Origin of the sequence: Curtobacterium sp. ZW137 (assembly GCF_003762905.1) — a bacterium.
Taxonomy (GTDB): domain Bacteria; phylum Actinomycetota; class Actinomycetes; order Actinomycetales; family Microbacteriaceae; genus Curtobacterium.
In genome coordinates this window covers 548,043-561,024 of sequence record NZ_RJKS01000003.1, presented here as the reverse complement: position 1 = coordinate 561,024, position 12,982 = coordinate 548,043, and the positions used below count along the sequence as shown (strand labels likewise).

At 70.2% G+C, this 12,982-nt stretch carries 13 protein-coding genes; 7 read left to right on the top strand and 6 right to left on the bottom strand.

The window, feature by feature from the left end; genetic code table 11:
- Window positions 1-7: 7 nt before the first annotated feature.
- Both EDF55_RS12335 and EDF55_RS12330 read right to left on the bottom strand, forming a co-directional pair.
- Complete coding sequence (locus tag EDF55_RS12335) at window positions 8-1,366, bottom strand: 6-phospho-beta-glucosidase (RefSeq protein WP_123655237.1); 1,359 nt, start codon at window positions 1,364-1,366, stop codon at window positions 8-10.
- On the bottom strand, window positions 1,363-2,142 hold the full coding sequence (locus EDF55_RS12330) for a DeoR/GlpR family DNA-binding transcription regulator (protein WP_123655236.1): 780 nt from the start codon (window positions 2,140-2,142) through the stop codon (window positions 1,363-1,365). Before EDF55_RS12330 ends, EDF55_RS12335 begins: the two co-directional genes overlap by 4 nt.
- A gap of 199 nt (window positions 2,143-2,341) precedes the next feature.
- On the opposite strand from EDF55_RS12330, the gene EDF55_RS12325 reads away from it, so the two are divergent.
- Genes EDF55_RS12325 through EDF55_RS12310 form a run of 4 tightly spaced genes read left to right on the top strand, consistent with a single transcriptional unit; the run spans window position 2,342 to window position 6,464 of the window.
- Window positions 2,342-3,280, top strand: coding sequence for a carbohydrate kinase family protein (locus EDF55_RS12325; RefSeq protein ID WP_123655235.1), 939 nt, complete (start codon window positions 2,342-2,344; stop codon window positions 3,278-3,280).
- 34 nt (window positions 3,281-3,314) lie between these two features.
- The gene (locus EDF55_RS12320; protein ID WP_123655234.1) at window positions 3,315-4,673 is read left to right on the top strand and encodes an extracellular solute-binding protein; all 1,359 of its coding nucleotides are present in this window, start codon (window positions 3,315-3,317) and stop codon (window positions 4,671-4,673) included.
- A 13-nt stretch (window positions 4,674-4,686) separates the two neighbouring features.
- Window positions 4,687-5,643, top strand: a complete 957-nt coding sequence (locus tag EDF55_RS12315; RefSeq protein WP_123655233.1) for a carbohydrate ABC transporter permease — start codon at window positions 4,687-4,689, stop codon at window positions 5,641-5,643.
- Window positions 5,640-6,464, top strand: coding sequence for a carbohydrate ABC transporter permease (locus EDF55_RS12310; RefSeq protein ID WP_123655232.1), 825 nt, complete (start codon window positions 5,640-5,642; stop codon window positions 6,462-6,464). Before EDF55_RS12315 ends, EDF55_RS12310 begins: the two co-directional genes overlap by 4 nt.
- 12 nt (window positions 6,465-6,476) lie before the next feature.
- On the opposite strand, the gene EDF55_RS12305 is transcribed toward EDF55_RS12310, so the two are convergent.
- Window positions 6,477-7,112 carry a mismatch-specific DNA-glycosylase gene (locus tag EDF55_RS12305; RefSeq protein ID WP_123655231.1) on the bottom strand — a complete coding sequence of 212 codons (636 nt, stop codon included), beginning with the start codon at window positions 7,110-7,112 and terminating at the stop codon, window positions 6,477-6,479.
- An 85-nt stretch (window positions 7,113-7,197) separates the two neighbouring features.
- Here EDF55_RS12305 and EDF55_RS12300 point away from each other — a divergent pair, with 85 nt between their 5' ends.
- The 3 genes from EDF55_RS12300 to EDF55_RS12290 all read left to right on the top strand — a co-directional run bounded on the left by EDF55_RS12300 (window position 7,198) and on the right by EDF55_RS12290 (window position 9,985).
- Window positions 7,198-7,800 carry a helix-turn-helix transcriptional regulator gene (locus EDF55_RS12300; protein WP_123655230.1) on the top strand — a complete coding sequence of 201 codons (603 nt, stop codon included), beginning with the start codon at window positions 7,198-7,200 and terminating at the stop codon, window positions 7,798-7,800.
- A 153-nt stretch (window positions 7,801-7,953) separates the two neighbouring features.
- Window positions 7,954-8,814: an alpha/beta fold hydrolase gene (locus tag EDF55_RS12295; RefSeq protein ID WP_123655229.1), complete on the top strand. Its 861-nt coding sequence runs from the start codon at window positions 7,954-7,956 to the stop codon at window positions 8,812-8,814.
- Window positions 8,815-8,956: 142 nt separating this feature from the next.
- Window positions 8,957-9,985: a LacI family DNA-binding transcriptional regulator gene (locus tag EDF55_RS12290; protein ID WP_123655228.1), complete on the top strand. Its 1,029-nt coding sequence runs from the start codon at window positions 8,957-8,959 to the stop codon at window positions 9,983-9,985.
- Between the two features lie 76 nt (window positions 9,986-10,061).
- On the opposite strand, the gene EDF55_RS12285 is transcribed toward EDF55_RS12290, so the two are convergent.
- From EDF55_RS12285 to EDF55_RS12275, 3 genes are read right to left on the bottom strand one after another with little or no spacing between them, the layout of a single operon-like run.
- On the bottom strand, window positions 10,062-10,688 hold the full coding sequence (locus tag EDF55_RS12285; protein WP_123655227.1) for a GDSL-type esterase/lipase family protein: 627 nt from the start codon (window positions 10,686-10,688) through the stop codon (window positions 10,062-10,064).
- Window positions 10,685-11,635: a glycoside hydrolase family 130 protein gene (locus EDF55_RS12280; protein WP_123655226.1), complete on the bottom strand. Its 951-nt coding sequence runs from the start codon at window positions 11,633-11,635 to the stop codon at window positions 10,685-10,687. Before EDF55_RS12280 ends, EDF55_RS12285 begins: the two co-directional genes overlap by 4 nt.
- Complete coding sequence (locus EDF55_RS12275) at window positions 11,632-12,939, bottom strand: ABC transporter substrate-binding protein (protein ID WP_123655225.1); 1,308 nt, start codon at window positions 12,937-12,939, stop codon at window positions 11,632-11,634. The genes EDF55_RS12280 and EDF55_RS12275 overlap by 4 nt, the downstream gene beginning before the upstream one ends.
- Window positions 12,940-12,982 lie beyond the last annotated feature (43 nt).

Below are 12,982 nucleotides of genomic sequence, written 5' to 3'. Positions count from 1 at the left end.
CGCCTCGCTACTTCGTCAGGACCGCAGCCACCTCCGGGATCGCGTCGATGTACCCGCGCACCAGGTCCCGCGCGACGGTGACGCTGTCGACCAGGGGGTGCAGGGCGAACGCCTTGAGGGCCTCGTCCTTCGAGCCGGTGAGCGCGGCGGCGATGGTGTGCCGTTCGACGGCCTTGACCTGGCTCATCAGGCCGATCTGGTGCAGGTCCGGCTGGTCGGTCGTCATCGGGTGCACGCCGTTCGCGTCGACCATGGTCGGCACCTCGACCACCGCGTCGCGCGGGAGCCCGGCGATGGTGCCGTTGTTCCGGACGTTGAGGATCATCGTCTGACGCTCGTTGCGGCTGATCGCTGCCATCACGCCGAGCGCGACGCCCGCGTAGCCCTGGTGCGACGGGTCGGTCTCGCGTTCCTTCGGGTCGAGCGGTTCGTCCTGCGTGCCGCCCTTGGCCTCGGCCATGTAGGACGCACTGCGGCGGGCGACGGTCTCCCGCCAGAGGTCGGCGACACCGTTGCCGGCAGCACTGGCCCGGTCGTAGAACGCGGACTGGCTCTCTGCCAGGAAGTCCCCGCGGGTCTTGCCGGAGCCGATGATCGAGCGCACGGCATCGCGGTTGAAGTAGTAGTAGAAGAGGTACTCGTTCGGGATCGAGCCGAGCGAACGGATCCAGTCCAGGCCGAAGACGTGTCCCTCTTCCATCGCCCCGAGGCGCTCGTCGTCGGCCATCAGCTCCGGCAGGACGTCGCGGCCGTCGTACATCACGCGGCGCATCCAGCCGAGGTGGTTCAGGCCGACGTAGTCCATCTGGACGCGGGTGTGGTCGAGCCCGAGCATGCCGGCCACCCGGCGACCGAGGCCGGACGGGGTGTCGCAGATGCCGAGCACGCGGTCGCCGAGGACGGTCTGCATCGCCTCGGTGATGATGCCGGCGGGGTTCGTGAAGTTCATCACGTACGCGTTCGGGGCGAGGTCGCGGATGACCTTCGCGGCCTCGACCATGACGGGCACGGTGCGGATGGCGTAGGCCAACCCGCCGGGACCGGTGGTCTCCTGCCCGAGGACGTTGAGGTCGAGCGCGACGTGCTCGTCGCAACGGCGTCCTTCGAGCCCGCCGACACGCAGGGCGGCGAACACGTAGTCGCTTCCCTCGACCGCACGGTGCAGGTCGGTGGTGGGCTTCAGGACGGGAGCGTCCGGGAACTCGGCGGCGAGCTCGGTCAGGATCGCGACCATCGCGTGCAGCCGGGCCTCGTCCACGTCGTAGAGCGCGACCTCTTCCACGCGGGGCGAGCCGGTGTCGCGGAGCAGTGCCTGGTACACGTACGGCGTGCGGAACCCGCCGCCTCCGAGGATGCAGAGCTTCATGTGGTGATGACCTCTCCGCCGGCGTTCCGGCTGTGTGCGAGTGTTTCGTCGGGGGCGCCGGTCGTGGTGATCAGCGTGTCGACATCGGTGAGGGAGCAGAGCCGGAGGGCCCCGGTCCCGGGGAACTTCGCTTCGGACGCGAGCAGGACGACCCGCTCGGCGGCGGCGATCATCGACTGCTTGATCGGGGCCTCGACCGCCATGTTGTCCACGACGTGCCCGTTGGCGCGGACACCCGTGCACGACAGGAAGAGCAGGTCGGCGCTGACGTGCTCGAGGGCCGCTTCGGCGAGGGAGCCGACGAGCGTCCGGTAGTTGCGCCGGACGACGCCACCGAGCAGGACCAGGCGGACGGCCTCGTCGTCGCGGAGGACGTCGAACACGGCGAGGTTCGTCGTGATGACCGTGATGTCGCGGCCGCGGAGCAGCTCGGCGATCTGCGGCGTGGTGGTCCCGATGTCGAGGATGACGACCTGGCCGTCCTGCACCATCGCGGCAGCGGCCACCGCCATCCGGCGCTTGAGGTCGAGGTCGCCGGCCTGTTCGAACGGGGTCTCGATCGGCTCGCCGTCGTCACCGTCCTGCGCGGTCTGGCCGGGCGCGAGCACGGCGCCGCCCCAGGTGCGGACGAGCTCGCCGTTGCGGTCGAGCATCTCGAGGTCGCGCCGGATCGTCGCCGCGCTCACGGACAGGGCGTCGGCGAGCTCCTGGACCGAGGCGGCGCCCTCGACGCGCAGCGCCTTGATGATGCGGTTCTGCCGCTCTCGCAGGATCATGGCGCCACTGTATCCGAACTCGCGCACTCTCACGCAAACTCGTGCAGTGCAGTTTGCGTTCTGCGCAGACTTAACAAATCTGGCGCAATCGAGTAACGTCCTCGCAACACCAAGCACGCAGGCTTGAGCATCACCAGCGGTACCGCCCCGGGATTGCGCACACCTGCGACGGGACGATCCGCAACGATGAGGAGAAGCCGTGACCGCACTGCTGTTCGCAGGGGACGTGTTCTGCGACCTGGTCTTCGCCGGCGTCACCGCGCCGGAGCAGGGCACCGAGGTCTACGCGGACGCGTTCACCGTCACCCCCGGCGGTGTCGCGAACCGCGCCGTGGCGGCCGCCCGCGCCGGCGCCCCCACCATGCTGCTCAGCCGGCTCGGCGACGACGTACTCGGAGCGCACGTGTACGCGACGCTCACCGCCGAACCGCTGCTCGACACGAGCCTGCTCGAGGTCGTCCCGGGGCACCAGAGCTCGGTGTCCGTCGCACTCACGGGGCCGGACGACCGGAGCTTCATCACCTACGAGGAGCACCTCGACGCGCTGAGCGTCCCCGACGACCTCGGCGCGGTCGCGTCCACCCACGTCGGCATCGCCCACCCCTTGCCCGGATGGGTCGCGGAGCTCCGCGCCACCGGCACGACCGTGGTCGGCGGCGTCGGATGGGACCACACCGGCGAGTGGTCCGGCGGGGTGCTCGACCGGCTCGCCGAGATCGACGTCTTCGTTCCCAACGACGTCGAGGCGATGCGGTACACGCGCACCGACTCGGCACTCGACGCCGCGAAGGCCCTCGCCGAGCGGGTCCCGCTGGCCGTCGTCACCTGCGGCGGGTCGGGCGTGATCGCGGTCGACTCGGCGCACGGGGTCGTCGTCACGGCCGAGACCATCCCCGTCGACGTCGTCGACCCGACCGGCGCCGGCGACGTGTTCGTCGCGTCCTTCATGGCCGGCGGCCACCACGGCTGGGACCTGGCGACGCGGCTGCGCTTCGCCGCCGCCAGTGCCGCGTACGCCGTGACCGGTCTCGGTGGCGCCGCGAGCGCACCGCACCCCGACCAGCTCCGCGCCTTCCTCCGCCGCACGGCCGCCCCCGGCGACTGGTCGTTCCTCGACGCGGCTGCCCTGACCTCCTGACTCCCCCTCCACCCACTCGAAGGACTGGACCACCATGAAGCACTCCAGCAAGGCGACGATGGTCATCGGCGTCGCCGCCGCCCTGGCACTCGGGCTGACCGCGTGCACCCCGGGCGGCTCGGCTGCCCCCGCCGCGTCGCAGAGCCTCGGGCCGGTGTCGAAGGACGTCGGTTCGGGCAAGACGACCCTGACCGTCTGGGACCAGAACACCGACACCGGCATCAACGACGCGCAGCAGGTGCTCAACGACGAGTTCGAGAAGGCGCACCCGAACATCACGATCAAGCGGGTGTCCCGGTCCTTCGCCGACCTCAAGACCACGCTGAAGCTCGCGCTCTCCGGTGACAACCCGCCGGACGTCGTGCAGGCGAACCAGGGCTACCCGGACATGGGTGCCTTCGTGAAGGCCGGCTTCCTGCGCCCCGTGAACGACTACTCCAAGCTCTACGGCTGGGACGACTACTACCCGTCGAGCCTGCTCAAGCTCAACTCCTTCTCCTCCGACGGGTCGACCTGGCAGGGCGACAAGCTCTACGGCGTCTCGCAGACCGGCGAGCTCGTGGGCCTCTACTACAACAAGGAGGTCCTCCAGAAGGCCGGGATCGACGCGCCGCCCACCACCGTCGCCGAGCTGACCGCGGACATGGCGAAGGTCAAGTCGGCCGGGTCGCTCCCGCTGAGCTACGGCGACGTCGAGAAGAGCCCGGGCATCCACCTGTACGGCCTGGTGCTCTCCGCACTCGCCGGCCACGACGCCGTGAACGACCTGGTCGCCGGCAAGTCCGGCAGCTGGACCGGTGACGAGGAGGTCAAGGCCGCGCAGACCATCACGAACTGGGTCGACAAGGGCTACGTCACCGACGGCGCGAACGGCGTCTCGCGGGACGACGCCGTCGCCTCGTTCGGCAAGGGCCAGTCGGCGTTCCTCATCACGGGCACCTGGTACCAGGCCACCCTCGAGGCCGCGGCGAGCGCCAAGGACATCGGCTTCACCGCACTGACCCCGGCCGGCGCGGACTCCCCCGTCACGATGGGCGGCGAGGGCCTGGCATGGGCCATCACCTCGAAGACGAAGAACGCGAACGCAGCCGCCGCGTACGTCGACTTCGTGACGAACGCGAAGGCCGCGGAGACGCTCGTCGACAAGGGCAACCTGCCGACCGTCGTGCCGGACGACGACACCCCCGCGTCGGGCACGATCGCCGGCGACATCACGAGCAACTACAAGACGATCTCCAGCGCCAACAGCATCACCCCGTACCTGGACTACGCGACGCCGACCTTCTACGACACGATCACGGCGGCGATGCAGGACCTGGTCGCGGGCAAGGCGACCCCGGAGCAGTACACGAAGACGCTCCAGGACGACTACTCCGGCTTCGTGAAGAAGTAGCGAGGGCGCCCCAGTGACCCAGTTCACCGGAACCACGGCGGGTGCTGCCGACCGCAGCACCCGCCGTGGGCGGGCCGGCACGACGGCGGGCGGTGCCCGGAAGCGCCGCCGCAGTCTCGTCCCGTACCTCTACGTCCTCCCGGCGTTCGTCGTGTTCGCCGTGTTCCTCGGGGTGCCGTTCCTGCAGAGCATCCAGTACTCGTTCTACGACTGGGACGGCCTGTCCGCGGCGACGTGGGCCGGGTTCTCCAACTACGTCGACGTGTTCGCGGACGCGCAGCTGCGGGCGTCGTTCGGGCACGCACTCGTGCTCATGGTGTTCTACGCCGCGGTGCCCGTGGTCGTGGCGCTCTTCCTGACGGCGCTCATCTCGCGGGCCAACGGCCTCCCAGGGATGTCGTTCTTCCGCACGGTGCTGTTCCTCCCCCAGGTCATCGCGTCGGTCGTCGTCGCCACGATCTGGGTCTCGATCTACTCGGCAGACGGCCTCCTCAACGACGGGCTGCGGCTGGTCGGACTCGGGCACCTCGCGCAGGTCTGGCTCGGCGGGTACGACACCGCGCTGCCCGCGATCGGCTTCGTCGGCACCTGGCTGAACGTCGGCCTGTGCCTGGTCCTGTTCCTCTCCGGCGTGGGCAACATCCACCCGAGCCTGTTCGAGGCCGCGCGCATCGACGGTGCCGGCGCGGTGCGGGAGTTCTTCTCGATCACGCTCCCCTCGCTCCGCGGGCAGATCGCCGCGGCGCTCACCCTGACCGTGGTGTCGGCGCTGAAGACCTTCGACCTGGTCTACGTGACGACCAGCGGCGGGCCCGGCAACTCGACGTCGGTCCCCGCGTTCGAGGCCTACAACCGGGCGTTCCAGACCGGGCAGGTCGGTTCGGCCGCCGCCGTCGCGGTGTCCCTCACCATCGTGATCATGATCGTCACGGCCCTCATCAACCGCCTGCAGCCGAAGGACGTCGCATGAGGATCTCCGTCCGCGAGAAGACCGTCAACTACGTCATCCTGACGCTGTTCGCCCTGTTCGCGATCATCCCGCTGATCGGGGTGCTGCTGTCCTCGGTGACCCCGTCCGCGCAGAACTCCGGCGGCTTCAGCGTCCCGACCACCATCGACCTCGGGAACTTCGGCGCCGCGTGGAACCAGGGGCACTTCGCGTCGTACATGCTCTCGAGCGTCCTGGTCACGGTGTCGGTCGTCGTGCTCACGACCGTGCTCGCCGTCTTCGCCGGCTTCGCGTTCGGTCGGCTCGATTTCTTCGGCTCGAACGTGATCTTCTTCGTGATGCTCGCCGGCCTGATGCTCCCCGCCGAGGCGTTCATCATCCCGCTGTACTTCAACCTGCGATCGGTCGGCCTGACCGACACCTACACGAGCCTGATCCTGCCGCAGACCGCACAGTCCCTGGCCTTCGGCATCTTCTGGATGCGCAGCCAGTTCCGGTCCTTCCCCGGCGAGGTCATCGAGGCCGCCCGACTCGACGGTGCGCGCGACGTGCGACTCCTCTGGCAGGTGATCGTGCCCGCCGCCATCGCCCCGATCATGACGATGGCGCTGCTCATCACGATGTGGACGTGGAACGAGTTCCTGCTGCCGCTCGTGCTCATCACCAGCGAGGACCACCGCACCGCACCCCTCGGCCTGGCGTTCTTCAAGGGTGCCCACCTGACGGACTACTCGCTGCTGTCCGCCGCGGGGGTGATCGTCGCGCTGCCGATCGTGGTCCTGTACTTCTTCCTGCAGAAGCGGTTCATCTCGGGGATGCTCGGCGGGTTCGCGGACCGCTGAGGGCCGGCCCGATCACGGCCGTCGTCCTGACGGCGGTCGCGGCGGTCGTCCTGACGGCGGTCGCGGCGGCCCCTCGGGTGTCAGGAGCGGCACCCCCGCAGCGGCAGCAGCCGCGCGGTACGCCCCACCCAACGACTCCACCGTCGCATGGGCGTTCAGGCCGGACGGGTTCGGCACCACCCAGAGCCGCGCGGGTCCGATCGGCTCTGGCTGCTCGCCCGGGACCGCGCGCGGTCGGTCGAATGCGAGCCGGAACGCGGTGATGCCGAGCATCGCGACGACAGCCGGCCGCACGGCGGTCACCTTCGTGACGAGCTCGGCGCGACCCGCACGGAGCTGGTCGTCGGAGAGCTCGTCGGCACGAGCAGTCGCACCCGGCACCAGCGTCGTGAGCCCCACACCCCGGCCGTACAGCTCGTCACGGTCCGCCGCGGCGAACCCGGCACTCGTGTCGAACACCTGGCCGGTGATCCCCGCAGCGTGCAGGGCCTTCCAGAACCGGTTGCCACGGTTCGCGAAGGCCGCCCCGACCGCGGCGCTCCGGAGGCCCGGGTTGACCCCGACGAACAACAGCCGGACGCCAGGTCCGATCTCGTCCGGCAGCGGGACGCCGCGGAACGCCTCCAGCTCGGCGCGGGTCATCGGCATCGCACCAGTGTAGGAACGCCCAGGGCGCCGGGCCTGGTGGGATCGCGCCTCCGGTGGGAGCATGTGCCCACCGTGAGGAGGCGTCATGACACTGCCGTTCGACCTCGTCCGTCCCGACCGCACCGCGGCCGCGACCCCGGAGGCGCTCGTCGTCTCGCGCTACCTCGGCGACCTCGCCACGACCGCCGTCCACCTGCCGGAGGCCGACCGCGCCGCCCTCGAGGAGTCGACGCTCCGGCTCCTCCGCGCGCTCCTCACCGCGACCCCCGGTGCAGCTCCGCCGTCCCCCACCCCGCTCTGGTCCCGGATGCTCGAGTACGTCCAGGTCCACGTCGTCGACCGGGACCTGACGATCGCGGAGGTCGCGCGGGTGCACGGCATCTCCGAGCGGTACGCGTACCTGATCCTGCAGCGAGCCGGCATCAGCCTGGCCGACCGGGTGCGCGGGAGACGACTCGCCGGCGCCGCAGAGGAGCTCCGCCGCGTCCACGAGCGACACGTCACCGTCTCGGAGATCGCACACCGGTGGGGGTTCCCGGACCACGCGAACTTCACCCGGGCGTTCCACCGTGCCTACGGGATGAGCCCCCGCGACTACCGCAAGCGCTGCGGGCAGGAACCCGGCGGCTCGGTGCGGGAACCGACAACTATCTGTGCGGATCCGATCAAGATCGCGAAGGAACGCTGACCGTAGTGTGACGACGCGGCCTCGGCACGACACGTTCGCACCATCGTTCTGCCGCGCTCTGCCTCGTTCCCCGACGAGGAGCGCGCTCCCGCTGTCGCCGCGTCATGGAGCCCAGCCGGACCCCGTGGACCTGACGTATCGGAAGGAACCACCATGCCGGACACCACCCGCCGTCGACGTCGCACGCTCGCCGCGACCGTCGCCGCCCTCGCCCTCGCCGCCGGGGCGATCGCGTTCCCACTCCAGGCCGCCTCCGCCGACGGACACGGGCACCACACACCGTCGCCGTCGCCGAAACCCACCGTCGTCCTCGTGCACGGCGCGTGGGCGGACTCCGCCAGCTTCGCGCCCGTCACCGCAGCACTCCAGCGCGCCGGGTACCCGGTCCTGGTGCCGCCGAACGACCTCCGCGGCATCGCGCCGGACGCCGCAGCCCTCAGCGCGTACCTCGCCCAGCGCACCAGCGGCCCGGTCGTGCTCGTCGGCCACTCGTACGGCGGCGCGGTCATCACGAACGCTGCCGCCTCCGACCCCGACGTCAAGGCGCTCGTCTACATCGACGCGTTCCTGCCCGACCAGGGCGAGACCATCAACGACCTGCTCGCCGGGTCCGGCTCCGCACTCACCGCCGACCCCGCCACCCTGTTCGACATCGTCGCCCCACCGGGAGCGACGAGCCAGGCGGAGTACCAGGTGTACCTGAAGTCCTCGACCTTCGCGACGTCCTTCGCGCAGGACGTGCCCGCGGCCACACGGAACGTCCTCGCCGCGGGGCAGCTGCCGCCGCTGCTCGGGGCGCTGGCCGAGCCGTCGGGTCCCCCGGCGTGGAAGTCGATCCGGAGCTGGGACGTCATCGGCACGCAGGACAAGGTGATCCCGCCGGCGACCCAGTACCGGATGGCGCACCGGGCGGGCAGCACGATCGTTCCCGTGCGGGCGTCGCACCTGTCGATGATCTCGCAGCCGGGCGCGGTGACGGCGGTCATCGAGCGGGCGGCGTCGACCGTCCATTGAGGCGGGGCTGATCGCATCGCCACGCCCCACGGACGCCGCGGGCCCTCAGCGTCGCTGGGGGCCCGCGGTGTTCCTCGCGGGCCGCTGACCCCGGCCTCCCGGGGGCCGGGAGGCATGTCATCGTTGGCACTACCATCGGGACATGAGCAACGGTGAGCCTCCGGCGGGTCCCCGCGCCCCTCGGCGCCGGCCGCGTCTGCAGGACATCGCCGAGGCGACGGGTGTGAGCATCAAGACCGTCTCCCGCGCCGTCCGGGGCGACGGTCCGGTGAAGGAAGCGACCCGGGTCCGCATCCTCGCCGAAGCAGACCGCCTGGGGTTCCAGGTGAACGACATCGCGGCGGGTCTGCGTCGCAAGGACCGGTCCATGGCGACGGTCGGCGTGACCCTCGGTGACTTCACGAACCCCTTCTTCGCGCCGATGCTGCGCGGCATCCACTCCGTCGCGGCGCAGCACGGGCATCTCGTGCTCTCCGGTGACGCGCAGAACGACGGCGAGCTCGAGCACCGCGTGATCCGTCAGTTCTTCGCGCACCGCGTTGCCGGGCTGATCGTTGCGCCGATCGGCGCCGACCTGGGCTACCTCGCGGAAGAGGCCTCGTACGGTGCCGCGATCGTGTTCGTGGACTCCCCGCCACCCGCACTCGGCGGCCTCCTCGACGCGGTCACCACCACCAACGAGCAGACCACGTTCGAAGGGGTCCGGATGCTGCTCGACCGCGGACACCGGCGGATCGGGTACCTCGGGCACCCGCGGTCCGGCAGCGGCGCGCTCGAACGGTGGCGGGGGTACCAACGAGCGTTGGAGAGCGCCGGCATCCCGCTCGACATGCAGATCGTCCGCGACGGCCTGGTGACGGACGCCGAGGCGACCACCGCGGCGGACGCGATGCTCACCGCGCCGGACGCCCCGACGGCCGTGTTCACCGACAACAACCGGCTCTGCACCGGGCTGCTGCTGTCCGACGCGTACGAACGGCAGCCGATCGACCTGCTCAGCTTCGACGACTTCCCGCTCGCGCCCCGCTTCGGGGTGAGCGTGATCGACAGCAACCCGTACGAGGTCGGCCGGGTCGGCGCACAGCTGCTGTTCGAGCGTCTCGCGGACCGCGCACAGCCCGCGCAGCGCGCCGTCGTCCCGGCGCGGCTGGTCGTCCGCGGACGCGGCTGACCGCAGACCGGCAGCACGGCGGACGGGAGGCACGGGTCGGGCCCGACCCGCGCCTCCCGTCCGGTGGGGCGTCGTGTCAGTCGACGAGTCCCAGCCATGCTGCTGCCAACGCCGCGTGCCCGGCGGGCGTCGGGTGGACCCCGTCCGCAGCCCAGTACTCCGGCCCGGTGGTCGCCGCGAGCTGTGCGAACATCCCGTCGGCTGCGAGGAGGTGGGCCCCGTACTCCCGAGCGATCTCCCGGACCACCTGGATCTTGGGGTCGAGGTCCTCGCGCTGGACGCGCTGCGCGTCGTTCACCGGCAGCAGGAACGGTTCGATGAGGACGAGCTGCACGTCTCGTTCCGCGAGCGGCGTGAGGAGCCGTCGGATCCCCGCTCCGAAGTCCACCGCGGGGATCTCGTACCCGTCCTCGGCGTAGTCCTTCCAGCCGACGTCGTTCGCCCCGATGAGCAGCGACACCAGGTCGGGCCGGACGTCGAGGACGTCACGCTGCCACCGGGGTTCGAGGTCCATCACCTTGTTGCCGGCGATCCCGGTGTTGTGCCAGGTGACCGGACGGTCCGGGTGCTGGAGGCCCCATTCCCCGGCGACACGCAGCGGGTACCCCCACCCGAGCGGCTGCTCGATCTCGAGGTGCTGGCAGTCGGTGATCGAGTCGCCGGTGAACATCACCGTGCTGCTCGGTCGGAGGGTGATGGTCATGCGTCGTCCTCTCGGTCGGTGGGTGTGAAGGTGGCGACACCGATGGTGGTGTCGCTCTGGCCGTAGTAGGCGAACCAGGTGCCGCGGTGGAACACGAGCCCCTCGACGAACGTGACGTCGTCGACGAGCCCGTGCCGGTCCTCCTCGGTCGTGGGTGAGAGCCACGGCTCGGTGGTCTTCGCGACGACGCGGTCCGGCCGGTGTGGGTCGATCAGCACCTGGCCGCAGGCGTACGTGACGTCGTCGACCGCCCGGACGATCGCGCTGTTGTGCATGAGCAGCACGTGGCCGGTGCGGGTCCGGACCGGTTGCGGGCCGGTCTCGACGAGGTCGCCCGCGAACGTCCCGGGTTCCGGTCGGAGGACCGGCGTCGGGTCCGCGTCCCAGTGGAGCAGGTCGTCGGAGGTGGCGACGTGCACGTTGCCCTCGCCGAACCACATCAGCCACCGTCCGTCGATCGGTTCGGGGAGGATGACGCCGCCCTTGCTCCAGTCGGGGCCCGGTGTCTCGCGGACGCCGGCGAAGGTGTTGATGCCGGGCACGATCGGGCCGTGCTTGTGCCAGGTCCGCAGGTCCGTCGACGTGGCCAGGCAGAGCCGGGCGGTGTGACGGTCCCACCCGGTGTACGTGCAGTAGTACGTGTCGTCGACGCGGACGACGCGCGGGTCTTCGCACCCGTACCGCTCGTAGTCGTGCTCGGGGACGATCACGGGATCCGGTTCGGTGTCGAACGCGTACCCGTCGTGGCTCCATGCCAGGCCGACGGACGAGACGATGTCGTCGGCGTGCGCCCGGTAGAGCAGGGCGATGCGGTCGTCGACGACGATCGCGGCGGGGTTGTAGACGTTGGTGGACTCCCAGTGGTGCCGCCCCGGGCGGAGCACGGGATTGTGCTCCGCCGGGACGAACGGGCCGAACGGGAAGTCGATCGGCGGCGGGGTGCTCACTTCTTGATGAGCCCCTCGATGCCGGAGACCGTGCCGTCGACACCCGACTTCACGCTCTTCTTCCCCTCGAGCGCCGGGTTCCACGACGTCGTGACGACGTCCGCCGCCTTCGTCGACCACGGGTCGAGGAACTGGGTGATGAACTTGTCCTTCGTCCCGAGCTCGTACTCCGCCGTCGCCGCGATGCTCTTCGATGCGTCGTCACCGGCCTCGAGGGAGGCGTAGTAGCCCTTGCTGCCGGCGGTGTACGCGATCGGGGCGACCGGTTGCGCCTTCATGGCCTCGTTGAAGCCCGTGGTGTCGAGGTAGGAGATGGTCTTCCACACCGCGTCCGGGTCCTTGATCGTGGACGGCGAGCAGACGCCGTTCGCCTCGATCGGCTGCACGTTCGACACCGTCCCGGCGGGCCAGGGCGCGAAGCCCCACGCCATCTTCGGGTGGTTCGGGGCGATGAAGTTCTGCAGCCACTGCCCGCCGAACATCAGCGGGACCTTGCCGTTCGAGAACGCGGCCATCGCGTTGGTCGAGTCGTAGTCGGGGTTGGTCATCTGCCCGGCCGCGATGGCGTCGGTGAACTTCTGCACGCCCTCGGTGAGCGTCTTGTCCGCGCGCACCTTCGTCGCGTGCACGAAGTCGTCGACGATCGGCTTGCCGCCGTTCGAGACGGAGTACGCCGATGCGCCCTGGGGGCTCGTCAGCAGCGGCCATTGGTTCACCAGCGGCGTCGTCGACGGGTCCTGCTTCTTCAGGGCCGCGATGTCGGAGAACATGTCGTCCCAGGTCCACCCGGCCTTCGGCGCGTCGAGTCCGGCGTCCTTGAACGTGTCCGCGTTGTAGAAGAAGCCGAAGGTGTTGGCGAGGGTCGGGATGCCGGCGACCTTGCCGTCCTGCGTCTTCCACATGGCGAGGGACCCGGGCGCGAACCCGGAGGCCTTGAGCCCGTCACCGGAGTCGAGCTTGTCGGACCAGTCGTAGAGGAGCCCTTCGTCGGCCAGGTTCTGCGCCTCCGCGGTGGTGCACCAGAAGAAGTCCGGGGCCTTCTTGGAGAGGATGAGGCTGGCGAGCTTCTGCGGGTAGTCGGAGTTCGGGGCGGCCTCGCGTTGCACGGTGATCCCCGACGACTTCTGGAACTTCTTCATCGTCGCGTCGAAGGCCGTGTTCGTGGTCGTCGACTCCCAGGTCATGTACGTGACCTTCGTGCCCGCGGCGGATCCCGCGGCGTTCGAGGTGGAGCTGCAGCCGGCCAGGGCCAGGCCGGTCAGGGCGACCGCCGCGATCGCGGCGGTCAGTCGGGTGCGGTGCATGGCACTCTCCTTTGAGTGGTGGTGCGGATCGGTGGGTGGTTCG